Genomic DNA, 23,859 nt, shown 5'->3' with positions numbered 1-23,859 from the left:
CTGTTCACGAGGTTGAGGCTGCGACAAGAACAATCTCGCCCGGCCAATTCGGTTGAATTCGTTCGGCAGCACGCCAGGCGCGCAATCCGGTAGCACAGCACAATGCCAGCCTTTTGCCTTTATTAGGGTCTATCTGATTCAGATCATCCGGCGATATCCGTTGCGCATTAGGATGTACTGGGCGCGGGGATTCCTCGGGGCTGCGCAGCTCGATGATCTGGTCATCTCTCGTCAGTTGCCCGGCCGAGAGAAACCGGAAACAGCTGTTCGGTTCGGGCGCATCGTCAAAGCGGAAGGCCGTGCTGCGGAGTGTCCGACCATCGTATTGAACCATCTGACCCAGCACCGAGGGCGTCAGTCCAAGGATCAGGTTCAACGCCATCTGTGCCTGCATCGCGCCGACCGTCCCGACGACCGAACCCAGAACACCAGCGGTGGCGCAGCTTGCCCCGCTGTCCGGCGCATCCGGGAACAGCGCCCGCAAAGACGGCGCGCCGCCGCAGAAACCTCCGACATAGCCCGACAGCCCAAGCACCGAGGCGCTGATCAGCGGCTTGCCTTGCGCCAAGCAAGTGTCCGACAGGATATAGCTAGCCGCATAGCTGTCTGCGCAATCCAAGATCACATCCGCCTGAGCGACCAGGTTACTGGCATTTTCGTCTGTTAGAGCCTGTTTTTTGCCGCTGACGTCTATGTCCCCATTGATCGCCTTGCACCGTGCCGCCGCACGCTCGGCCTTGGGGTGTCCGCAATCCGTCTCAGAAAACAAGGTCTGCCGATGCAGGTTGGACAGCTCAACCTGATCCCTATCCAGGATCGTGATCTGCCCGACCCCTGCCCCAGCCAGCAACGGCAGGACCGGGGCGGCCAAACCGCCCGCACCCACCACCAGAACACGGGCCGAGGACAGGCGCGCCTGCCCTTCGGCCCCAACCTCTGGCAACAGCGTCTGACGGGCATAACGGCTCATCTGGTGACCTCGATCCATTGACTCAAACGCGCCTCGGGGTTGGTATCCAGGGTAATATCGGTCACGACCGAGACGATATCCGCCCCAGCCTGCAGGACACCCGGTGCACGCTCGACGCTCATCCCGCCGATGCCAACCAGTGGAGTATCACCAACGCGCGCTTTCCATTCTGTGACGCGGGGCAGACCCTGCTGCTGCCATTTCATCTTTTTCAGGATGGTGGGATAGACCGGGCCAAGCGCCACATAGTCGGGGTCCATGGCCAGCACGCGCTCTAACTCATCATCATCATGGGTGGACACGCCCAGTTTCAAACCCGCCTTGCGGATGGCAATCAAATCGGCCTCGTCCAGATCCTCTTGCCCCAAATGCACCCAGTCACAGCCGGCGTCGATGGCCGCCTGCCAATAGTCATTGACCACCAGAACTGTCCCATTTGCGCGGCACAGGTCACGCGACTTGGCAATCTGGTCACGCACCACATCCATGGGCTGGTCCTTGACCCTCAGCTGTACCAACTTGATGCCCAGCGGCAGCATCCGGCGCAGCCAGTCCGAATGATCGAAGATCGGATAAAACCGGTCGAGTGTCATGACAGAAACGCCTTTCCGATAACCGGGGTCGAAGGTTCCGCCATATCGCGCGCCTCAATCGGGTCGGCCTGATGGGCCAGTTGCCCGGCCTCGATCGCGCGGGCCATTGCGCGGGCCATCAAAACGGGGTCCCCGGCGCGGGCCACAGCAGTGTTCAGCAGTACAGCGTCATAACCCAGCTCCATCGCGTGGGCGGCGTGGCTGGGCAGGCCGATGCCCGCGTCAATCACCAAGGGCACATCCGGGAACTCTGCCCGCATCGCCCGCAGGGCATATTCATTGTTCAGCCCCCGCCCTGACCCGATCGGCGCGCCCCATGGCATCAGCACCTCACACCCGGCGGCAAGCAGCCGTTCGCCAACAATCAGATCGTCGGTCGTATAGGGAAAGACCTGAAACCCGTCGCTGGTCAGAATGCGCGCGGCTTCGACCAGCTGGAACACATCCGGCTGCAGGCTGTCGGTATGGCCGATCAGTTCCAGCTTGATCCACTTGGTATCAAAGACCTCACGCGCCATATGGGCGGTGGTCACCGCCTCTTTGACCGTGTGGCATCCGGCGGTGTTGGGCAGCACCAACACGCCCAGATCGCGGATCATCTGCCAGAATGCTTGCCCCGCCCCGGATTCACGGCGAAGCGAGACCGTGGCAACACCCGCCCCGCTTTCGCGAAAGGCCTGCTCCAGAATAGCTGGGCTGGGATATTGCGCCGTGCCCAGCATCAGCGGGTTGGCCAATGTGGTTCCGTAAAAGGATTTCATCCTCAGCCCCCCTGCATCGGCGCGACGATTTCGATCCGATCCCCTTCAACCAAAGCATGGGCAACACGCAGCCCCGAGGGCACGAAATCTTCGTTCACCGCAGTGGCGACACGGCCCGAGTAGCCGCATTCCATCAGCAATTCCGATAAGGTCTCGGCCCGCACCTCGCGCGGCTCGCCATTAAGCACGATCTTCATCGACCATCTCCGAATGTTTGTGTTCAAGTGCCAGATCGGCAACGCCTTGGGCCATCGCCGGTGCCAGCAGGTACCCGTGGCGGTACAGCCCGTTGGCGTAAATCGTCCCGCCCCGACGCCGGATCCGAGGCAGATTGTCGGGAAAGGCCGGGCGCAGATCGACGCCGATCTCTAGCACCTCGGCCTCGCCAAAAGCGGGGTTCAACGCATAGGCCGCGCTGAGCAGTTCCAACATCGAGCGCGCGGTGATGCGGGTTTTATCCTCGGATTCAATCATCGTCGCGCCCAGCATGTAGATGCCATCGCCACGCGGCACGATGTAAAGCGGCATCCGGGGATGCAACAGGCGCACGGGCCGGGTCAGCGTCACATCAGGGCAGCGGATCACCAGCATCTCACCCTTTACGCCCCGAAGATCAGACAAGGCGTCCCGCGCCTGAAGACCACGGCAGTCAATCGCGTTCTCCAACCCAGCAGGGGCGGGTTCGCGATGAAAGGCAACGCCCCGCGCGATAAGATCGTCGAACACATCCTGCAGCGCCTTGCGTGGGTCTATATGGGCTTCGTCCTTGAAATACAGACCGTTGCCGAAACCATGTAGATCAGGCTCTAATGTGGCTAGTTCCTGCTGATTTACCTCATGATACCCCTGCGTTCGACGACCAAACCGACGCAAATCCGGCAAGTCGCGCGCACCGCAAACGACCAAAGTACCGCGCTGATGAACCTTGGTCCGGGTCGCCCACCAGTCAAAAGCACCCTGCCCCAGGCGCAAGACCGGCTCTTCGGCATTTTCGAACTCGCACCACGGGGCCAGCATTCCCCCGGCCCACCAAGAACAGCCATGCGGACCCGGCAGGCCGGCGGGGTCAAAGACCTGCACCCGTGCGCCGCGATGGGCCAATTCGGACGCAACAGCCAAACCGGCCACGCCTGCCCCTATGACAGACCAGATCCTCACGCTGGCCAGACCCGATGGAAATGATGCACCGGACCATGGCCCCGGCCCACGCACAGCCCATCAGCCTGGGCGATAGCGCCTTGCAAATAAGCATGTGCCTCTGCCACGGAATCCCGCAAGCTCAGACCTTTGGCCAGCCCGGCGGATATGGACGAGGACAAGGTGCATCCGGTCCCATGGGTGTTCTTTGTATTCCGGCGCTGCGCCGTGAATTCATCCACCAAACCCGAGCCGTCAACCAACAGATCATGACATATCTCGCCCTTACCGTGCCCGCCTTTCATCAAAACCGACGCGGCACCCTTTGCGCAAAGGGCCAGCCCCTGAGCCACCATTTCATCCGGAGACTGCGCTTCGTTCTGCTCAAGCAGCCGCCCAGCTTCGGGCAAATTGGGTGTCAGGACGGTCGCGCGTGGTATCAGAAGGTCCGTCAGGGTCTGGATCGCGTCACCGGCCAGCAAAGCATCCCCGGATTTCGCGATCATGACAGGGTCCAAGACAATGGGTCCCGCATAGCCTGACAAGGCATCTGCCACGGTCTCGATAATCTCGGGGGTTGCCAGCATGCCGATCTTGATCGCCCCAACATCCAGATCGCTCAGCACCGCGTCGATCTGTGCGCGGATCACATCAAGGGGAATGCCATGAACCGCCGTCACGGCCCGGGTGTTCTGCGCAGTCACTGCCGTAACAACGCTAGCCCCGTAAACGCCCAGCGCCGACATCGCCTTGAGATCGGCCTGAATTCCGGCCCCGCCTCCGCTGTCGGACCCTGCAATGGTCAAGGCAATAGCTGCCATGTCGTTGCTCCATCTTCTAGGGGCAACAACGGAGGATGGAAAACGTCTGTATTCATAAGACCGTTCCCTCCGCCGGAATTGCCCGGATCAGGTTCGATGGGTTGATGCAGCTGCACCTCTCAGCCTTGCGAACAAGGCACCCCAACGGTTGCGCGGACCATCTCAGGAGCGGCGACAATAATCAAGCGGAGATTTGCGAGGCTCTGCCTCGCGCTCCGAGGTATTTTTAGCCCGATGAAGAGCGGATCACCTGCTTCATCTGGCCCTAAATACCTCGGGGGAGTCGCGGGGGCAGCGCCCCCTTTTTTGGGAAAAGACTTCAGCCCTTCATCCCGTCCCAGAAGGATTTGACGGAGGAGAAAAAGCTGTTGGATTCCGGGTGATTGTCTTCACCCAGGTCGTCGAACTCGCGCAGCAGCTCTTTCTGGCGGCTGGTGAGGTTTACCGGAGTTTCCACGGCCAGCTCGATGAACATGTCGCCAACACCGCCGCCGCGCAGGGCTGGCATGCCCTTGCCGCGCAGTCGCATCTGGCGACCCGATTGGCTGCCCGCTGGAATCTGCACACGCCCGCGGCCACCGTCGATGGTCGGAACTTCGATCGAACCACCAAGCGCGGCTTTGGCCATGCTGACCGGCACGCGGCAATAGAGGTTCACGCTGTCACGCTCGAACAGCCTGTGATCTGAGACCTCTACAAAGATGTATAGATCACCCGGAGGGCCACCGCGCATTCCAGCCTCGCCTTCACCGGCCAGACGAATGCGCGTGCCGGTTTCGACACCGGCTGGAATGTTAACTGACAAAGCGCGTTCTTTTTCAACACGGCCCGCACCCTGACAGGATTTGCAGGGGTTCTTGACGATTTGACCCAGGCCCGAACAGGTCGGACAGCTGCGTTCTACTGTGAAAAAGCCTTGTTGCGCACGCACCTTGCCCATACCCGAACAGGTCGGACAGGTGGTGGGCTCAACACCGCCTTCAGCCCCAGATCCGTCGCAGGACGAACAGGCAACCGCTGCCGGGACATTGATGGTTTTCTGCTGACCTGAATACGCCTCTTCCAGCGAGACGCGCAGGTTATAGCGCAGATCCGAACCGCGTGCGGCACGACGTCCACCGCCCCCGCCCCGTTGGCCGCCCATGAAATCGCCGAACAGGTCGTCGAACACATCCGAGAATGCACTGGAAAAGTCGCCCTGACCAAAGCCAGCGCCAGGTCGGCCACCGCCGCCCATGCCATTTTCGAATGCAGCATGACCGAACCTGTCATAAGCCGCCTTGCGTTCAGCATCTTTCAGGACGTCATAGGCCTCGTTCGCTTCTTTGAACTGTGCCTCTGACTCCGGATTGTCCTTGTTGCGGTCGGGATGCAATTCTTTGGCTTTCTTACGAAAGCCTTTCTTGATCTCGTCCGCTGATGCACCCTTGGATACGCCGAGCACATCGTAATAGTCGCGTTTTGACATCAGTATTTCCTTCTGCCTCAACGTAATCGGGCCGGCCCGGTGACCGGACCGGCCCGAATTGGCCCGGTTACCCGTTAGCTACGCTTGTCGTTGTCCAGATCTTCGAACTCGGCATCGACGATGTCATCCTCGCCAGGTGCAGCATCCGCAGCGGCAGGTTCATCTTCGCCGTCTTCAGCTTGCGCTTTGTAGATGGCTTCGCCCAGCTTCATGGCCGCTTCGGTAACGTTCTGGATGCCCGACTTGATCTTGTCGGCATTCTCGGTTTCCAGCTCGTCTTTCAGCGCGGCAATCGCCAGCTCGATGGCTTCGATGGTTGTTGGATCAACCTTGTCGGCATGTTCTTCCATCGACTTTTCTGTCGAGTGGATCAGGCTTTCCGCCTGGTTCTTTGCGTCGACCAGCTCGCGGCGTTCTTTGTCGGCCTCCGCGTTCTCTTCGGCGTCCTTGACCATCTTTTCGATGTCCTCGTCGGACAGGCCGCCCGATGCCTGGATGGTAATCTTCTGCTCTTTGCCAGTGCCTTTGTCCTTGGCCGAAACCGAGACGATGCCGTTGGCGTCAATGTCAAAAGTCACCTCGATCTGCGGCATGCCGCGCGGTGCTGGCGGGATATCTTCGAGGTTGAACTGACCCAGGATCTTGTTGTCCGCAGCCATTTCACGTTCCCCTTGGAAACAGCGAATGGTCACGGCGTTCTGGTTGTCTTCGGCGGTCGAGAAGACCTGAGACTTTTTCGTCGGGATCGTGGTGTTGCGGTCGATCAGTCGGGTGAACACGCCACCCAGCGTTTCGATACCCAGCGACAGCGGTGTCACGTCCAGCAGAACAACGTCTTTGACGTCACCCTGCAGAACACCTGCCTGAATGGCGGCGCCCATGGCAACCACTTCGTCCGGATTCACACCTTTGTGCGGCTCTTTACCGAAGAACTTAGTGACCTCTTCGATTACTTTCGGCATCCGGGTCATACCACCGACCAGAACAACCTCATCCACGTCGCCAGCCGACAGGCCTGCGTCTTTCAGAGCAGCCTGGCAGGGCTTCATCGACTTCTTGATCAGATCACCAACCAGCGATTCCAGCTTGGCACGGGTCAGTTTCATGACCATGTGCAGCGGCTGGCCGTTGGCGCCCATCGAGATGAACGGCTGGTTGATCTCGGTTTGTGAGGTCGAGGACAGTTCGATCTTGGCTTTTTCCGCAGCTTCTTTCAGACGCTGCAGCGCCATCTTGTCCTGGGACAGATCGACACCGTGTTCCTTTTTGAACTCATCCGCCAGGTAGTTGACGATGCGCATGTCAAAGTCTTCACCACCCAGGAAGGTGTCGCCATTGGTCGATTTAACCTCGAACAACCCGTCGTCGATTTCCAGAATGGTTACGTCGAAGGTACCGCCACCAAGGTCATAAACCGCGATGGTTTGGGTTTCTTCCTTGTCCAGACCATAGGCCAGAGCGGCAGCTGTCGGTTCGTTGATGATCCGCAGCACTTCCAGGCCGGCGATTTTACCGGCATCTTTGGTCGCCTGACGCTGTGCGTCGTTGAAATAGGCCGGAACGGTGATAACGGCTTGTGTGACTTCCTCACCCAAGTAGCTTTCAGCGGTTTCCTTCATCTTGCCCAGAGTGAAGGCCGAAATCTGGCTTGGGGAGTACTTTTCACCGCGGGCTTCGACCCACGCGTCGCCATTGCCGCCATCAACGATGGCGTATGGTACCATTTTCTTGTCTTTTTCGACTTCGGCATCATCCACACGACGACCGATCAGGCGTTTGACGCCAAAAACCGTGTTGTCGGGGTTGGTGACCGCCTGGCGTTTCGCAGGCTGACCGACCAGTCGCTCATCTTCGGTGAAGGCGACGATCGAGGGCGTGGTCCGCGCCCCTTCGGCGTTTTCGATGACCTTCGGCTGCGAACCGTCCATGATGGCAACGCACGAGTTGGTGGTGCCGAGGTCAATCCCGATTACTTTTCCCATATGTTCAATCCCTTTCTCTTCAAGGCGATGTCCCGAGGCCCGACCCGTTATGGCATCTGGCCCCGATCTGATTTGCGCAATGGTCCTACACCATCGCGCGTCCCGGCGTATATAAGGACGGGAACAGGGGCCTGCAAGCATTCACAAATGCAGGTTTTCAGGAATCTGCAGCCTTTTTAGCAAGGTTTTGGCAAGGATTGAGGAATCTAGAATGGCGCGGCTGCTTTTACGCGGTTTTGAAATCAGGAAAGCTTACCTTGACGGAGCTGCCCAGGCACAGCTGATCACGCTGTTGCGTCCGATTCTGAAATCAGCACCTTTGTTCCGCCCGACCACCCCTTCGGGCAAGGAAATGTCTGTTCGCATGACCTCGGCCGGGGCGCTGGGTTGGGTCACTGACAAGAACGGGTACAGGTACCAGCCGCACCATCCAAAGGGTATGGAATGGCCCGCCATTCCAGACTGCATTCTGGATATCTGGCGCGATCTTGCCAGCTCCGAACGTGACCCCGACTGTTGCTTGGTCAACTACTATGGCGAAGGGGCGCGAATGGGCCTGCATCAGGATAAGGACGAGGCCGATTTTTCCTGGCCGGTCCTTTCGATCTCATTAGGTGACGACGCGTTGTTCCGCATTGGCAACACGACCCGAGGGGGCAAAACGGAATCGATCTGGCTTGGCTCGGGCGATGTTGTTGTGATGGGCGGACCCGCGCGCCTAACCTATCACGGGGTAGATCGCATTCGTTTCGGGTCTTCAAAACTGTTGCCAAAGGGCGGGCGGATCAACCTGACCTTGCGCGTGGCGGGTTAACGGCGTGCGCTCCAGCTTTGCGACACATGCTGGCGGGTAAAGAAAATTCCAAGCAAGCCGATCAACAACAGAGCCAACCCGACCCAGACAGGATATTCCCAGTTGGTATTGCGCGGATAGTAATTCCGAAAAACGAAACCCCGACACTGGTCGATAATGTGAAACAACGGATTCCAGGCGAACATGGTCAACATGAACCCGCCCAGCGCATTGCCGACGAACATTTTTCCCGAGAACACCATATTCAGGCGCCGGTAAATTGTGCTCATGATCGTGGCAGTGGTCGGAAACCAGGGCTTGATCGCCATGAACACCACGCCGACCGCACAGCCCGTGAACCAGGCCAGCATCAGCATGGCAAAGGCGCCACCGGGCTCCTGAATTTCCAGCGGAGCAACCGATACGCTGTAGACAAACAGGATGATGACGATTGTCAAAACCTGAGTATACAGCGACCCGAAAGCGGCAGCCATAAGCACGACCATCATGTTCATCGGCGAATGCAGCATCATCGGGTTATTACCCGTGTCCAATCCGGAAACCGAACCGACGGCTTTAATGTGCGTCAGAAACAGGAAAACCCCAGACAGCAGATACAGAATGAACTCACCCCGGATTTTGGCAACGCGCGCGCCAAGAAGGGACATGATCACGTAAAACACACTCACCAGCACCAGAACCTGGAAAATATTGATAAGCACCGAAAGCACAGCATTGCTGTGTTGAGATCGGACATTCCGGACCACGGCGTGAAACACCAGTTCCGCCGTCGTAAACGCACCGCCTATAAGCGACCGGTTTCGCTTGTAATAAAACACCCGAAGCGTCTTTCCTGTATTATTGCCTGCAATCTGGCACGAAATTCTTGCCGTTCCGTAACCAGCACAGCATAAGGCCGTCAGGTTATTCGATCAACAAATCACAGGAACGGAGCTTTTTTGTGACCTATGATGCCCTCATCCCCGTCATCCGACGTCTGGCCCTGGAAGCGGGCGATACGATCATGGACATCTATAACTCGGATGGGTTTGACGTGAAGGTCAAATCCGATGCCAGCCCCGTGACCGAAGCAGATGAGGCCGCCGATGCGCTGATCTCGGCCGGTCTGCGCGCGGCGTTCCCCAATATCCTGCTAGTGACCGAGGAACAGGCCGCCTCGCATTCTGAAAAAGGCGATACGTTCCTGATCGTTGATCCGCTGGATGGCACCAAAGAGTTCATCAACCGGCGTGGCGATTTCACCGTTAATATCGCGCTGGTCGAAAACGGCACCCCAACGCGCGGCGTGGTTTATGCGCCAGCCCGCGGCCGGATGTTCTATACTTTGGCCGACGGGCAATCGGTCGAGGAAACCGGCGCGCTGGACAAGGATCAACCCGGCGCCGTGGCTCCGATTTCGGTCTCTGATCCAGACAATTCCGCGCTTTTGGTCGTGGCCTCGAAGTCACATCGTGACCAGGCGACCGACGATTACATCAACAAATATCAAGTGCAGGACAGCAAAAGCGCGGGCTCGTCGCTGAAGTTCTGCCTGATTGCGACGGGCGAGGCAGATATCTATCCCCGCGTTGGCCGCACGATGGAATGGGATACGGCAGCAGGTCACGCCGTGCTGACAGGTGCGGGCGGCAAAGTTGTCCGGTTCGACAATCATGCGCCGCTGACCTATGGCAAGGACGGCTATGCAAACCCGTTCTTTATCGCCTACGCTCCGGGTGTAGACCTGAAGGAGGCCTGATGTCCGTTCTGATCGCCATTCCCGCCCGCTACGCCTCGACCCGGTATCCGGGCAAACCCCTGGTGCCGCTCACCGGGGCCAGTGGCAATGCAATGACTCTGATCGAGCGGTCATGGCGCGCGGCCAGTTCGGTCTCGGGCGTGGACCGCGTTGTGGTTGCCACCGATGACGACCGCATTCGCGAGGTGGCCGAAGGGTTCGGGGCCGAGGTTGTGATGACCTCGGAAACCTGTGGCAATGGCACCGAACGCTGCGCCGAAGCGCATGATGTGCTGGGCGCAAGCTATGACATCGTGGTGAACCTGCAGGGCGATGCACCGCTGACCCCGCATTGGTTCGTCGAAGATCTGATCACCGGTCTGCGTGCCGCACCCAAGGCTGGGGTGGCCACTCCGGTTCTGCGCTGCGACGGCGATGCGCTCAACAGCCTGCTGAATGACCGCAAACACGGGCGCGTCGGTGGAACAACCGCCGTTTTCGCCGCTGATCACGGCGCGATGTATTTCTCGAAAGAGGTCGTGCCCTTTACTTCACAGGCTTATGCGGGCGGGGAGGAAACGCCGGTGTTTCACCATGTCGGCGTCTATGCCTACCGCCCTGACGCGCTGGCGGCTTATCCGTCCTGGCCTGTCGGTCCATTAGAGCAACTGGAAGGGCTGGAACAGCTGCGTTTCATGGAAAACGGGCGTAAGGTTCTGTGTGTTGAAGTCGAATCCAAAGGCCGCCAGTTCTGGGAACTAAACAATCCGCAGGACGTTCCCAAACTTGAAGAGATGATGGCCGCGATGGGGCTGGACTGAGTGCCGCAGGCTGTCGCACCCTGAAAAACCGGAATAACGGGATCTGATATGACACATATCCTTGTAACCGGCGGTGCCGGATATATCGGATCCCATGCCTGCAAGGCACTGTCTCGTGCCGGGTACACACCTGTCACCTATGACAACCTGATCACCGGTTGGCAGGACGCGGTCAAATTTGGCCCGTTCGCACAGGGTGATCTGCTGGACCGGGCGCGCCTGGATGAGGTTTTCGCCAAGTATCAACCCGCCGCCGTGATGCATTTCGCAGCGCTCAGCCAGGTGGGCGAGGCGATGTCGGAACCCGGAAGATACTGGTCGAACAATGTCACTGGTTCGCTGACCCTGATCGAGGCCGCGGTGGCGGCTGGATGTCTGGATTTCGTGTTCTCATCGACCTGCGCCACCTATGGCGAACATGACAATGTGGTGCTGGACGAGAACACGCCACAGCAGCCGCTGAACGCTTACGGCGCCTCCAAACGCGCGATCGAGGATATCCTGCGTGATTTCCAGGCCGCTCACGGGATGAACCATGTGATTTTTCGCTATTTCAACGTGGCTGGCGCCGATCCGGACGGAGAAGTAGGCGAATTCCACCGCCCCGAGACCCATCTGGTTCCGCTGATGTTGGATGCGATTGACGGCAAGCGCGACGGGCTGACTGTGTTCGGAACCGACTATGACACGCCCGATGGCACCTGTATCCGCGATTACGTGCATGTCTGCGATCTGGTTGACGCGCATGTTCTGGGGCTGCGATGGCTGGAACAGGGAAAGGACAGCCGCGTTTTCAACCTGGGCACGGGCTCTGGCTTTTCGGTGATGGAAGTGATCGACCAGTCGAAATCCGTCACCAATCGCGCGGTGCCCTATACCATCGGCCCGCGCCGCACCGGAGATTGCACCAAGCTGGTTTCGGGCTCGGACAGGGCCGGGCAAGAACTGGGCTGGTCCCCCAAAAGGTCCGTGTTAGAGACGATGATTGCCGATGCCTGGCGCTGGCATCAGAACGGGCATTACGACAGATGAGGGCCGCGTGAGCGATACCCTGCCGCCAATCGGATGGGTGCAACGCTATCGCTTGCGCCTGAAACGCAGGCGGCTGTTGTGGCGATCCTTTCGCAGCCGCCATCAGCTAACCCAACTGGTCGACCAAACCGACCAGATACGCCCGGGTGCGATACTGGTCTTTACCACCCTGCGAAATGAAATCACGCGCCTGCCCTGGTATTTCCATCACTACCGGACGCTGGGCGTTGATCATTTTCTGATCGTGGACAACGGCAGCGATGATGGCTCGGTCGCATATCTGAAAGATCAACCGGATGTATCCTTGTGGCAAACCGATGCCAGCTATCGCGCCTCACGATACGGGCTGGATTGGCTGACCTGGCTACAGATGCGATTTGGTCACGGCCATTGGACTTTGATGGTGGATGCGGATGAGTTGCTTATCTATCCCGAATGGGACAGCCATCCGCTGCAGGATTTGACCCAACAGCTAGAGGTGCAGGGGCGCGACGCTTTCGGAGCCTTGATGTTGGACCTGTACCCCAAAGATCAGCTCGGCACACAGCCCTATGACCCCGGAACCGACCCGACCGAAGTTTTGGGCTGGTTTGATCCAGGCCCGTTGCGCGCCAAACGGCAATCGCCGCTGGGCAATCTCTGGGTTCAGGGCGGTGCACGGGAACGCGTGTTTTTTGCTGACCGGCCCGAGCGGTCACCAACTTTAAACAAAATACCGCTGGTACGCTGGTCGCGGCACTATGCTTACGTGAACTCCTGCCATTCCGCCCTGCCCCGAGATTTGAACGCCACCTATGACGGACCGGGGAGCCACGGCCCTTCGGGCGTGCTACTGCACACAAAGTTCCTGCCCGAGGTGGTCATCAAATCAAGAATCGAGAAAACCCGAGCGCAGCATTTTCACGACCCGGCGGAGTTCGACAGCTATTATGATGGCATAATTAACCGCCCGATCATGTGGGATCCACAATCGGTGGAATATATCGAATGGCGCCAACTGTGTGAGCTTGGCTTGATGGGCAAAACTGACTGGAAAAACAACGTTTCGGACTAACTACTTTTAAATGCGTTGCTTCATTAGATGGTAAAGTGGCATAAAATGGCATTCGCCCGGCTCCACTCTGGCTTGTTCAGGCCCCGGGTATGCTCGCGTATAAACAAAGGTTGGGCAGTCGCGTGAGCCTGTTGGATTCATACCGAATGAGATTGCGGCGCAAGCGCCGCCTGTTGCGTTGCGTTCGCAAACGGCGCGAATTAGAAGCGGTTTCCGACAAAACCAACGCCATTCAACCCGGTGACATCCTGTTGATGAGCGTGGTGCGAAACGAAAAAATCCGCCTGCCCTATTTTCTGGAATATTACCGAAAACTTGGCGTTGATCGTTTTTTGTTTGTGGACAACAACAGCGACGACGGCACCCGCGAGTTTCTGAGTAGTCAGCCGGACGTATCGGTCTGGCAGTCCAACGGCAGCTATAAGCGGGCCACATATGGCACTGATTGGTCGAACTATCTGCTGCGCAAATACGCCGATGGGCACTGGGTTCTGACGGTCGATCCGGATGAGTTCTTCATCTATCCGTTCTGCGACACGCGGCCCATTCGTGCCCTGACCGACTGGCTTGATGGCTGTGCCGTCCGCAGTTTCGGCACCATGCTGATCGACATGTACCCGCAGGGCCCGGTAGATGCCGAACCCTATCGTGAAGGGCAAGACCCCTTCGAAATTGCCCGTTGGTTCGATGCCGGGAATTATGTGATCAGCAAAAACCCTGAATACGGGAATCTCTGGATACAGGGTGGACCGCGCGCCCGTGTCTTTTTCCGCCAGGCTCCGGAAAAGGCGCCTGCATTGAACAAGATACCGCTGGTCAAGTGGGACCGTCGGTATGTCTATGTCAGTTCGACCCATTCGCTGCTGCCACGCGGGCTGAACCAGGTCTATGACGATTGGGGGGGCGAAAAAACCAGCGGGGCGTTGCTGCATGCCAAGCTGATCAACACCTTGGGCGACAAGGCACATGAAGAGATGGAGCGGCGTCAACACTATCGCGGGTCCGGCGAATATCGCGCCTATGCCGAAGGGCTGAACGACCGTCCGGTGTTTTGGTGCGACTGGTCCGAGGCTTATATAAACTGGCGACAGCTTGAGATTCTTGGCCTCATGTCGAAAGGGAACTGGGCATGAGCAGCCTTGGCGTCATCATGCTGGTGCACGCCGCGCTTCCAAGGGCGCAACAGGTCGCGCGCCATTGGGCGGCATCCGGCTGCCCGGTGGTGATCCATGTCGACCGCAAGGTTGCGGACACTGTTTTTGATGACTTTGTAGCCTCCTGTGCGGACGAACCTCTGATCCGGTTCTCGGAGCGCCACACCTGCAACTGGGGCGGTTGGGGCATTGTTGCAGCCTCGCAATCAGCGGCTGAACTGATGCTGAAGGCCTTTCCCGATGTACACCATATCTTTCTGGCCTCGGGCGCCTGCCTGCCGCTACGGCCCGTCGATGAGCTGGTCACATATCTAGCGGAACGGCCCCGTGTCGACTTTATCGAAAGCGCGACAACAGCTGATGTAAGCTGGACGATTGGCGGACTGGATCAGGAACGATTTACGCTGAGATTTCCGTTCTCGTGGCGTAAACAGCGCAAATTGTTCGACGCTTACGTAAAGCTACAGCGGACCATCGGAATCCGACGGTCGATACCCGAAGGTCTGGTGCCACATATGGGCAGTCAATGGTGGTGCCTGACCCGTCAAACGCTGTCGGCCATTCTGCAAGATCCCAAACGCAAAACATATGACCGCTATTTCCGGCGCGTCTGGATTCCCGACGAAAGCTATTTTCAGACCCTAACCCGGCTTTATTCAACACATATCGAAAGTCGCTCTCTGACGCTGTCCAAATTCGATTATCAAGGTCGCCCGCATATCTTTTATGACGATCATCTACAGTTATTGCGACGGTCGGACTGTTTTGTAGCACGCAAGATCTGGCCCCAGGCCAATCGGCTTTATCAGGCGTTTCTGACCAACCAGGCACAGGCGATGAAGCCTACTGAACCCAACCCGGGCAAGATCGACCGGTTGTTCTCGAAAGCGGTCGAGCGCAGGACTCGAGGCCGGGATGGCCTGTATATGCAAAGCCGCTTTCCCCGCCACGGCAGCGAAAACGGACTGACGTCGTTCCCCTATTCGGTATTCCAAGGGTTTACCGAACTGTTCGCAGATTTCGAGCCCTGGCTGTCGGAAGCCACCGGAACAAAGGTCCACGGTCACCTCTTCGGTCCCGAACGTGCGGAATTCGCCGGCGGGGCGCCTCTGGTCAACGGCGCACTAAGCGATTGTGCCAGCCTGCGGGACTATAATCCTACGGCGTTTTTGTCGAACCTGATCTGGAATACTCGGGGCGAGAAGCAGTGCTTTCAATTTGGCCCCACGGATACGCAGGACATCAACTGGTTTCTGGCGCGCGACAGAAATGCGCAGATTTCCGTTGTCACAGGCGCCTGGGCCATTCCCCTGTTCCGTTCGAATGGAAATTTCGCGGATATCCGAAACGAAGCCGCCCGCCTGCAACAAATCGAGACCAAACAGCTTGAGGTTTTAACTTCGGTCTGGACCAAGGCCAAAGTGCGCACCTGGTCGCTGGCCGAGTTTGTGGAATCTCCGATGGAGCCTCTGCAATCCATTCTGGAAGAAACCGGATGCCAGAACCCCAGCCACCTGACCCAAGCCCCTACGATGGTCGACCTGTCTGGGTTCGGGAAGTTCCTGCAAAACCTGAAGAACCAGGGTATGCACCCTTATCTTATGGGAGATTTTCCAGCCGATGACATTTTTGGCCGGCAACTCAGGCCTTATCGAAAACCATATCTGGTGCAATAGCGTTTCATGTCATCCAAATTCGACTATTTCGTAATACTTGCCGCCATGCGGACCGGATCGAACCTGCTTGAGGCAAATCTGAACGCATTGGAAGGCGTCTCCAGCCATGGTGAGGCCTTCAATCCTCATTTCATTGGCAGGCTAAAGGGGGACAGCCTGCTGGGCGTCACTCTCGAAGAACGCGACAATGACCCTAAAACCCTGCTGAACGCCATCCGATCAGCTGAGGGTGAAATGAACGGGTTTCGCTTTTTCCAGGGCCACGATCCGCGTGTGTTAGAGCCTGTTTTGGATGACCCGAGTTGCGCCAAGATCATTCTGACGCGCAACCCTCTGGACAGCTATATCTCGTTGAAGATCGCGCGCGAGACAAAGCAATGGCAGCTGAAAAACGTCAAGCGGCGGCGCACCGAGCAGATCGCCTTCAACCCTCGTGAGTTCGAAACCTATCTGGACCAGCAACAGGCCTTTCAACTGACTTTGCTGCATCATCTTCAGGCCAGCGGGCAAACCGCCTTTTTCATCGCTTACGACGATCTGAACCGGCTCGACAGCCTGAACGGCCTGGCGGCCTGGCTTGGGGTATCGGGTCGGTTGACCACGATCGACGACACGCTCAAACCCCAGAACCCTGAGCCGGCCTTGTCCAAGGTGACAAACCCTGATGAGACCGAACAGGCCTTGTCGCGCATCGACAGTTTCAGCCTGCACAGAACTCCGAATTTTGAACCCCGGCGTGGCGCGGCCGTTGCGACCTATGTCGCCACGCCGAAAACCCCGTTAATGTATCTGCCCGTGCGGAGCGGCATCGAAGGGGTTGTGAAGCAATGGATGGCTGCGCTTGATTCAATCAGTGCGGATGACCTGATCACTGATCAAAACCGCAAAAAGACCCGCCAGTGGTTACAGGATCATCCGGGGCATCGCAAATTCACCGTGGTGCGGCACCCGCTGGTACGCGCACATTCGGCCTTTTGTTCCTATATCCTCAGCACCGAGCCCGGCGCCTATCTGAAAATCCGCAATATGCTGCGCAACCGGTTCAAGCTTCCGATCCCCGGACAGTTACGCGCTGAAAACTACCCCATCGAGCAGCATTATGAGGCATTCTCGGCTTTTCTGACCTTCCTGCGGCAAAACCTGGCGGGACAAACCCCTGTGCGCGTTGACGGCGTTTGGTGCAGTCAGGCGCAGGTGTTGGAGGGCGTAGTCGGTTTTGCCCTGCCGGATCTAATCCTGCGCGAGGAAGAAATTGCAACTGCCCTGCCGGATCTGGCGCGGCGGCTGGGTCATGACAGCCCGCCCGCGCCCGGCAATACCAGACCAGATATCCCGTTTTCACTGAGCGATATCTATGACACCAAACTTGAGGCGCTGGCGGCCGAAACCTACCAGCGCGACTATATGCAATTCGGGTTTGACGTCTGGAAGCCGGCTACGGGCGCAGCGTAATCACTGTGCCGCGATTCACCATCGCATAGATCTCTTCGATCTCTTCATTCTTGACAGCGATGCACCCTGCCGTCCAATCCGATTGCTTCTTGGCACGCTTTTTCTCGGACCGGGTTTTCGGCTCGCCGTGGATGAAAATGTCACCGCCCGGATCAACGCCCGCAGCCTTGGCCTCTGCGATATCCTTCGAATCCGGATAGGAAATCCCCAGCGACAGGTGATAGCGGCTTTTGGGATTGCGCCGGTCGATCAGATAGGTGCCCTCTGGCGTGCGGCCGTCGCCGCGTTTTGTTTTGGTGCCATTGGGGGCAAAGCCAAGATCGACCTTATATTCCTTGAGGACATGTTCATTGTGCAGAAGATAAAGCTTCCGCGCGCTTTTGTTGATGACCATAGAGGTCACCTCGGGGCCATCATAGGCCAAAAATCTGGGGTTGGCCGAGGCGCAGGCCGAAAGACCCAGCGTAGCCACAGCACCCATTCCAAATGCTCGACGATCCATGTTTAATGCCTGCTTCTGCTTTTTTTTGTGATTATGCCAGAAATCCAGAAAACTGAAATCACTTTTTGCTGTTCGACTGCTCAAGCAAGCGGCGTTCGATGGATTCCAGCCTTTCCAGCACCTCATCACGATAGGCATCGGTTTTCACCTCATCCTCGGCGTGATGGGCATCCTGCATTGAATTCACAATCAGACCAACCAACAGGTTCACCACTGCAAATGTCGTAACCATGATGAATGGCACAAAGAATATCCACGCATAGGGATAAACCTCCATCACCGGGCGCACGATGCCCATGGACCAGCTTTCCAGCGTCATGATCTGGAACAACGTATAGGCCGACAGGCCCAAATCGCCAAACCAGTCCGGGAATGTGCCCGAGAACAGCTTGGTCGAGATTACCGCGCCGATGTAAAACAGAATCGCCATCAGCAGGAAAACGCTGGCCATACCCGGCAAAGCTGAGATGAAACCCTCGACCACCCGACGCAGCCGTGGCGCGACTGAAATTACCCGCAACACCCGTAGGATCCGCAGCGCCCGCAGCACCGACAGACCGCCGGCGCTTGGGATCAGAGCGATGCCAACAACGATGAAGTCAAACAGGTTCCAACCATTGGTAAAGAACCGGCGCCCTGTGGCGACCAGTTTCATCGCAATCTCGGCCACGAAAATCGTTAGGCAAAGGCTGTCCAACACCACGATCAAGGGACCCGCGGCCTCCATCAGCGTCGGTGAGGTTTCCATGCCGAGCAGGATGGCGTTGAAGATGATGACACCTGTGATGAACCGACCGAAGGTCGGGTTTTCAGTGATATCATGCAGGCGCTGGGCAAGCCCCATTCTGAAACTCTCCTGTTTGGTCATGATGCGGGGTTCAGTGCAAACCGCGCGGCAAGTTCCGTGTGTGACGACCATCGAAATTGGTCCACCACCTGTACCCATTCAAGGGTATAGCCTGCGTTAATCAGGTTTTTTGCATCCCGCGCAAAGGTCACGGGGTTGCATGAGACATAGGCGATGACCGGGGGCAGCGCTTGCGCCAGCTCGGCCACCTGCGCCTCGGCCCCGGCGCGGGGCGGGTCCAGGACAACCGCGTCAAAGTTCTTCAGCTCATCAGGCATCAATGGGCGGCGGTACAGGTCGCGCGCCTCGGTCGTGACCCGTTTCAGACCTTGCGCGCGACGCCAGCCTTGATCCAGAGCGGTGGTCATCAGGGCCTCACCCTCAACCGCGTGTACTTCGGCGTCCTCGGCCAGTGGCAATGAGAATGTCCCGCAACCCGCAAACAGGTCCACAACCCGCTTGGCGCCCTTGGTTGCCTGCAGAACTGCCTGTAATAGAGCCTGTTCTCCGTCCTTCGTGGCCTGCAGGAATGCCCCTGGAGGCGGCACGACAGCCGCCACGCCAAATCGCTGAATCGGGGCGTTACGCGAAGCGATCACCTCGCCATCCCAGCTGAGCCGCGCAAGCCCATGTGCCTCGGTCGCCTGTGCCAGGGCCAGTTCCAATGGACCGTCCAGCGGTTTGCCGCCTTTGACGGCGACATCCAAACCGCCATCAGAAAGGGTCAGCGTGACCGCCAGCGCCCCTTTGCGGCTACCACCCAAAACGGCAAGCGCCTCGGCCACGGGGACGGCTGCAATCAGGGCCGGATCAAGCAGATGACAATTAGAGATTTCGGTAATCGTGTCTGAGGCACGGCCATGAAACCCGGCCATAGTGCCTTTTTTGGTCCGTCGAACCGCAATCGTAGCCCGTCGCCGTGATCGTTCCGGCGAGGTATGGATCGGCCGCATCGGGGCATCGAGCCCCTGCGCGGCCAGCGCGTTGCGCACGACCTCAACCTTCCAATCAGCAACGAAATTATCCGCGGCATGCTGTAGCTGACATCCGCCGCAGGCTTTGTAGTGCCGGCACGGTGCTTTGACCCGCTGGTCCGAGGGGGTCTCGACCCGAATGTCGCTCAGCACTTGACCAACCAATATCCCGCTGACCACCTCCCCCGGCAAGGTGCGGGGGGCGTAGATCGGTCCAGCGGCGATGCCGTCGCCCTGATGACCAAGGCGTAAAATGCTGTAATGCTGCGTCATGAGGGCCTGATAGCTGGGCTTTACCCACAACAAAACCCTTATTCGGCGGCGGCGGCCTGAATAAACCCGCCCGATTGGCGATCCCAGAACCGGGCATAAAGCCCGCCCTGCTCCAGCAAGTCGTCATGGCTTCCCATTTCAACGATCTGCCCTTGATCCAGAACGACAATCCGGTCCATCTCGCTTAGCGTCGACAGCCGATGTGCAATCGCCAATACCGTTTTGCCCTGCATCACCCGATGCAACGCGGTCTGGATCGAGGCTTCGACCTCGGAATCCAAGGCCGAGGTCGCCTCATCCAGCACCAGAATCGGCGCGTTTTTCAGGATGGCGCGTGCAAGCGCAATCCGCTGCCGCTGACCGCCGCTCAGTTTGACGCCGCGCTCGCCCAGATGCGCATCATAGCCCTTGCGACCATGGGCATCCCGCAGGCCAAGGATAAATTCATGCGCCTCGGCCTTTTGCGCCGCGGCGATCATATCGTCTTCCAAGGCATCAGGGCGGCCATATAGGATATTCTCGCGCGCCGAGCGGTTGAACATCGCAGTTTCCTGCGTGACCATTCCGATTTGACTGCGCAGACTGTCCTGCGTCACCTGTGACACATCCTGCCCATCAATCCGAATTGCGCCGTTTTCCCCTTCATAGAGCCTGAGTAGAAGCGAAACGAGCGTAGATTTCCCCGCACCCGATGCCCCGACGATACCCAGCTTTTCGCCAGGATGTACGGTCATGTGCACGTCGGTCACGCCGCCGATGTCACCGCCATAAGCAAAGCTGACATGGTTAAACTCGATCTGACCTTCTGGCACGCTCAGCCTAGCTGCCCCTGCCGCATCCTCGACCCGGTCACGCTTGGCTAGCGTCTTCATGCCATTCTCGATCTCGCCGACATTGGCATAAAGCCCCATCAGCGTGAAACTGACCCAGCCTGTCATCTGCGAAATTCGCACGGACATCGCGCCCGCCGCAACGATATCACCAGCGCTGGCCATCCCGGACCGCCACAGCAGCAAGGTCACCCCCAGCAGCAGCACGGGCAACACCCCGGCCAGAACCATCAGTATGAACCTAAAACTGGCGGAGAGCTTGCCAAAGGCCAGCATCTTGTGGCGCAGATCGACCATCGAGTTTCGGGCCGCCTGATCCTCGAACTCGGAATGGGCGAACAGCTTGACGGTTTTGATATTGGTGATCGTGTCGACCACCTGCCCCGACACCATCGCCCGCGCCCCGGCCCGCGCCGCTGAGCGTGCCCGGATGCGTGGCAAATACCAGCGGATCAGCAGGAAATACACCGCCAACCAGGCGGCGAAGGGCAGCATGACCAGCAGATGAATAGATCCTAACAAAAGCAAAGTCCCTGCCAGAGACGCCAGCGCAAATACCATTGCGCTTATCGTCTCGGACACGACCGAGGCCATCGCGTTCGAAGTTTGCATCTGTTTCTGAGCGATCCGCCCGGCAAAATCGTCGTCGAAATAGCTCACAGACTGACCCAAAGTCCACCGGTTCAGCTTGGCCAGAACCAGGGGCGGGATATTGGGCATGACAATATAGTTGTTGGAAAAGGCCGAAAGACCAAACAGCGCCGGTCGCAGCAGCATGAAAAATGCGGCGACCCCTCCAATTATCCAAAGATTGCCCGCCGTCAGAACCCCATCCGGCCCGCTTTCGTTTGCCATGTCGATCACCAGACCCAGCATCCAGGCGGTTCCGGCCTCCATCGCCCCGGCAGAGGCCGAAAACACGGAGGCGACAAGGATCATCGGCCAAGCTCCGGACAGGCACCAGCGAATGAACGCCCCCAGCCTTTGCGGCGGGGGCGTTTCGGTGGGTTTGAACGGATCTATGAGATCGGCAAGTTTCACTCAGCTGCCTCCGTGTTCAGGAAGCCTCCAGATTGCCGTGCCCAGAACTGGGCGTAAAGCCCGCCGTGTGACAGCAATTCGGAATGGGTGCCCTGCTCGACGATCCGGCCTCCATCCATCACCAGGATGCGATCCATTTGGGCAATGGTGCTGAGGCGGTGGGCAATCGCGATCACGGATTTGCCCTGCATCATGCCATAGAGCGTTTCCTGAATCGACGCTTCGACCTCGGAATCCAGCGCCGAGGTCGCCTCATCCAGCAACAGGATCGGCGCGTCCTTCAGGATCACCCGCGCCAGCGTCACCCGCTGCCGCTGACCACCTGACAACTTCACGCCCCGCTCGCCCACATGCGCATCATAGCCGGTACGCCCCTTCGGGTCCTGCAGGTCAAGGATGAACTCATGCGCCTCGGCCTGTTTGGCCGCGGCAATCATCTGCTCTTCGGAAGCCTCGGGGCGGCCATAGAGGATATTGTCGCGCACCGAGCGGTGCAGCAACGCGCTGTCCTGTTGCACCATACCGATATGGATGCGCAAGCTGTCCTGAGTGACCCGGGCAATGTCCTGATCGTCGATCAAAATGGCCCCCTGCTCCACATCGTAGAACCGAAGTAGGAGCTTAACTAGGGTCGATTTCCCAGCCCCCGACCGTCCGATCAGACCGATCTTTTCGCCCGGCTCGATGGTCAGGTTGATATGGTCCAGCCCGCCGGTATTGCGACCGTAATGATGCGACAGGTTACGAATCTCGATCTTGCCGTTGGACAGATGCAGGGGTTTAGCCTGCGGCGCATCCAGCAGGTCGATCGGCTGAGCGATCGTCTCCATACCTTCGGCAACGACACCAAGCTGGCGGAAAAAACTGGTCAGCGCCCACATGATCCATCCGGTCATCGCGTTCAGGCGCAGGGTCAGGGCTGTGGCCGCCGCGACCACACCGACCGTAGCACTGCCATGCATCCACAGCGCAATCGCCCAGCCAACCACACCAACGATCAGCAACCCGTTCAATGCAACCAGAACCGCATCCATGATGGTGAAAATCCGCATCTCAGCCTGAAAGGTACGGCGGGTTTCCTCGATCGCTTCGCGCGCATAATCCAGTTCCTGTGCCCCATGGGCAAACATCTTTACGGAATGGATATTGGTATAGCTGTCCACAACCCGGCCCGTTACGGCCGAGCGCGCGTCTGAGGCCGCCTTCGAAGCCGGCCCCACCCGCTGCACCGTCCAATGCACCAGAAACCCATACAGCACGAGCCAGATCAACAACGGCAACAGCAGCCGGGCATCAGCCGTCATCAACAAAATGGCTGCGCCGATCAGGTATGCCAGCGAGAAGGAAATCGCATCAAACACCTGAAACACGGCCTCACCCGCAGCGGGCGGCGTCTGCATGATCCGGTTGGCAATGCGGCCTGCAAAATCATTCTCGAACCAGCCCACCGATTGCCGCAACACGTGCTTATGCGCGCGCCAACGGATCAAAGTGCCAAAATTCGGCAGGATCGTGTTGTTCAGCAACAGCACGTCAACGACATGCAGCATGGGTCGCAGCAGCAGCACAAAAAGCGCCACCAGGATCAGTTCCGTACTATGGGTCTGCCAAACTTCGTCCGGCGGGGCGGACAGCAAGTCAACAACGCGACCCATATAATAGATCAGACCGACCTCAACCGCGGCCACCACGACCGAAATCAATCCGGCCCAGAAGAACACCCGCATAAAAGGGCGGGAATAGTTCAACATAAACGGCCACAGCCGTGTCGGCGGCGTGTCGGTTTCTTCGTACTCGACAAAAGGGTCGACGAGATTTTCGAAATAGCGAAACATAGAGAGTGCTCCGATTGAGCAGATAACAAGTCATGCGAAAAAAGATGGCGCCAGAACACCACCCCTACGGGTCAAGTGTTATGGCTTTAGCCGAACCAGATCCCG

The 23,859-nt window shown here is 58.2% G+C and carries 22 protein-coding genes and 1 riboswitch; of the genes, 8 read left to right on the top strand and 14 right to left on the bottom strand.

Translation table 11 applies throughout. From position 1 onward, the window contains the following. Positions 1-4 precede the first annotated feature (4 nt). The 8 genes from AC2FH8_RS16065 to dnaK all read right to left on the bottom strand — a co-directional run bounded on the left by AC2FH8_RS16065 (position 5) and on the right by dnaK (position 7,732). A complete protein-coding gene (locus AC2FH8_RS16065) occupies positions 5-970 on the bottom strand; it encodes a ThiF family adenylyltransferase (RefSeq protein WP_496690225.1) in 966 nt (321 codons plus the stop codon). After that, complete coding sequence (locus AC2FH8_RS16060; RefSeq protein ID WP_496690224.1) at positions 967-1,563, bottom strand: thiamine phosphate synthase; 597 nt, start codon at positions 1,561-1,563, stop codon at positions 967-969. Before AC2FH8_RS16060 ends, AC2FH8_RS16065 begins: the two co-directional genes overlap by 4 nt. Beyond that, positions 1,560-2,324 (bottom strand): thiazole synthase, encoded by a 765-nt coding sequence (locus AC2FH8_RS16055; RefSeq protein ID WP_142637339.1) that lies wholly within the window; start codon positions 2,322-2,324, stop codon positions 1,560-1,562. The genes AC2FH8_RS16060 and AC2FH8_RS16055 overlap by 4 nt, the downstream gene beginning before the upstream one ends. A gap of 2 nt (positions 2,325-2,326) precedes the next feature. After that, a complete protein-coding gene (thiS, locus tag AC2FH8_RS16050; RefSeq protein ID WP_142637341.1) occupies positions 2,327-2,521 on the bottom strand; it encodes a sulfur carrier protein ThiS in 195 nt (64 codons plus the stop codon). After that, on the bottom strand, positions 2,505-3,482 hold the full coding sequence (locus tag AC2FH8_RS16045) for an FAD-dependent oxidoreductase (RefSeq protein ID WP_281995830.1): 978 nt from the start codon (positions 3,480-3,482) through the stop codon (positions 2,505-2,507). The genes thiS and AC2FH8_RS16045 overlap by 17 nt, the downstream gene beginning before the upstream one ends. Next, entirely contained in the window at positions 3,479-4,282 is an 804-nt protein-coding gene (gene thiD, locus AC2FH8_RS16040; protein WP_281995829.1) for a bifunctional hydroxymethylpyrimidine kinase/phosphomethylpyrimidine kinase, read from the bottom strand. The genes AC2FH8_RS16045 and thiD overlap by 4 nt, the downstream gene beginning before the upstream one ends. Positions 4,283-4,329: 47 nt before the next feature. Further along, positions 4,330-4,436, bottom strand: a riboswitch (TPP riboswitch). A gap of 165 nt (positions 4,437-4,601) precedes the next feature. After that, a complete protein-coding gene (dnaJ, locus tag AC2FH8_RS16035) occupies positions 4,602-5,750 on the bottom strand; it encodes a molecular chaperone DnaJ (protein ID WP_142637347.1) in 1,149 nt (382 codons plus the stop codon). Positions 5,751-5,824: 74 nt separating this feature from the next. Further along, positions 5,825-7,732, bottom strand: coding sequence for a molecular chaperone DnaK (dnaK, locus tag AC2FH8_RS16030; protein WP_271950564.1), 1,908 nt, complete (start codon positions 7,730-7,732; stop codon positions 5,825-5,827). A 211-nt stretch (positions 7,733-7,943) separates the two neighbouring features. Between dnaK and AC2FH8_RS16025 the strand changes: the two genes are divergently transcribed. After that, positions 7,944-8,546, top strand: coding sequence for an alpha-ketoglutarate-dependent dioxygenase AlkB family protein (locus tag AC2FH8_RS16025; protein WP_281995828.1), 603 nt, complete (start codon positions 7,944-7,946; stop codon positions 8,544-8,546). Here the strand turns inward: AC2FH8_RS16025 and AC2FH8_RS16020 are convergent. Beyond that, complete coding sequence (locus tag AC2FH8_RS16020) at positions 8,543-9,364, bottom strand: ABC transporter permease (RefSeq protein WP_142637353.1); 822 nt, start codon at positions 9,362-9,364, stop codon at positions 8,543-8,545. The two genes, AC2FH8_RS16025 and AC2FH8_RS16020, sit on opposite strands and share 4 nt — an antisense overlap. 122 nt (positions 9,365-9,486) lie before the next feature. On the opposite strand from AC2FH8_RS16020, the gene cysQ reads away from it, so the two are divergent. From cysQ to AC2FH8_RS15985, 7 genes are all read left to right on the top strand, one after another. Continuing rightward, complete coding sequence (gene cysQ / locus AC2FH8_RS16015; protein WP_281995827.1) at positions 9,487-10,284, top strand: 3'(2'),5'-bisphosphate nucleotidase CysQ; 798 nt, start codon at positions 9,487-9,489, stop codon at positions 10,282-10,284. Continuing rightward, complete coding sequence (locus tag AC2FH8_RS16010; protein ID WP_281973403.1) at positions 10,284-11,084, top strand: 3-deoxy-manno-octulosonate cytidylyltransferase family protein; 801 nt, start codon at positions 10,284-10,286, stop codon at positions 11,082-11,084. Before cysQ ends, AC2FH8_RS16010 begins: the two co-directional genes overlap by 1 nt. A gap of 48 nt (positions 11,085-11,132) precedes the next feature. After that, positions 11,133-12,116: a UDP-glucose 4-epimerase GalE gene (galE, locus tag AC2FH8_RS16005; protein WP_496690223.1), complete on the top strand. Its 984-nt coding sequence runs from the start codon at positions 11,133-11,135 to the stop codon at positions 12,114-12,116. Then, positions 12,076-13,170 carry a glycosyltransferase family 2 protein gene (locus AC2FH8_RS16000; protein WP_496690222.1) on the top strand — a complete coding sequence of 365 codons (1,095 nt, stop codon included), beginning with the start codon at positions 12,076-12,078 and terminating at the stop codon, positions 13,168-13,170. The genes galE and AC2FH8_RS16000 overlap by 41 nt, the downstream gene beginning before the upstream one ends. A 146-nt stretch (positions 13,171-13,316) precedes the next feature. Continuing rightward, complete coding sequence (locus tag AC2FH8_RS15995) at positions 13,317-14,303, top strand: glycosyltransferase family 2 protein (RefSeq protein ID WP_496690221.1); 987 nt, start codon at positions 13,317-13,319, stop codon at positions 14,301-14,303. Then, positions 14,300-16,000, top strand: coding sequence for a DUF5927 domain-containing protein (locus tag AC2FH8_RS15990; RefSeq protein WP_496690220.1), 1,701 nt, complete (start codon positions 14,300-14,302; stop codon positions 15,998-16,000). The genes AC2FH8_RS15995 and AC2FH8_RS15990 overlap by 4 nt, the downstream gene beginning before the upstream one ends. A gap of 6 nt (positions 16,001-16,006) precedes the next feature. Next, a complete protein-coding gene (locus AC2FH8_RS15985; protein WP_496690219.1) occupies positions 16,007-17,452 on the top strand; it encodes a nodulation protein NodH in 1,446 nt (481 codons plus the stop codon). On the opposite strand, the gene AC2FH8_RS15980 is transcribed toward AC2FH8_RS15985, so the two are convergent. From AC2FH8_RS15980 to AC2FH8_RS15960, 5 genes are read right to left on the bottom strand one after another with little or no spacing between them, the layout of a single operon-like run. Further along, positions 17,436-17,954: a L,D-transpeptidase family protein gene (locus AC2FH8_RS15980; RefSeq protein ID WP_142637369.1), complete on the bottom strand. Its 519-nt coding sequence runs from the start codon at positions 17,952-17,954 to the stop codon at positions 17,436-17,438. The two genes, AC2FH8_RS15985 and AC2FH8_RS15980, sit on opposite strands and share 17 nt — an antisense overlap. A gap of 58 nt (positions 17,955-18,012) precedes the next feature. Further along, complete coding sequence (locus tag AC2FH8_RS15975) at positions 18,013-18,798, bottom strand: ion transporter (RefSeq protein ID WP_271950705.1); 786 nt, start codon at positions 18,796-18,798, stop codon at positions 18,013-18,015. A 20-nt stretch (positions 18,799-18,818) separates the two neighbouring features. Continuing rightward, the gene (locus AC2FH8_RS15970; RefSeq protein ID WP_496690218.1) at positions 18,819-20,048 is read right to left on the bottom strand and encodes a class I SAM-dependent RNA methyltransferase; all 1,230 of its coding nucleotides are present in this window, start codon (positions 20,046-20,048) and stop codon (positions 18,819-18,821) included. A gap of 38 nt (positions 20,049-20,086) precedes the next feature. Further along, a complete protein-coding gene (locus AC2FH8_RS15965) occupies positions 20,087-21,919 on the bottom strand; it encodes an ABC transporter ATP-binding protein (RefSeq protein WP_496690217.1) in 1,833 nt (610 codons plus the stop codon). Then, positions 21,916-23,754 (bottom strand): ABC transporter ATP-binding protein, encoded by a 1,839-nt coding sequence (locus tag AC2FH8_RS15960; protein ID WP_496690216.1) that lies wholly within the window; start codon positions 23,752-23,754, stop codon positions 21,916-21,918. The genes AC2FH8_RS15965 and AC2FH8_RS15960 overlap by 4 nt, the downstream gene beginning before the upstream one ends. Between the last annotated feature and the right edge of the window lie 105 nt (positions 23,755-23,859).

It is taken from the genome of Ruegeria sp. CDSC025, assembly GCF_059610805.1.
The sequence above is the reverse complement of the archived record's forward strand: the minus strand, read 5'-3'. Positions and strand labels throughout refer to the sequence as shown.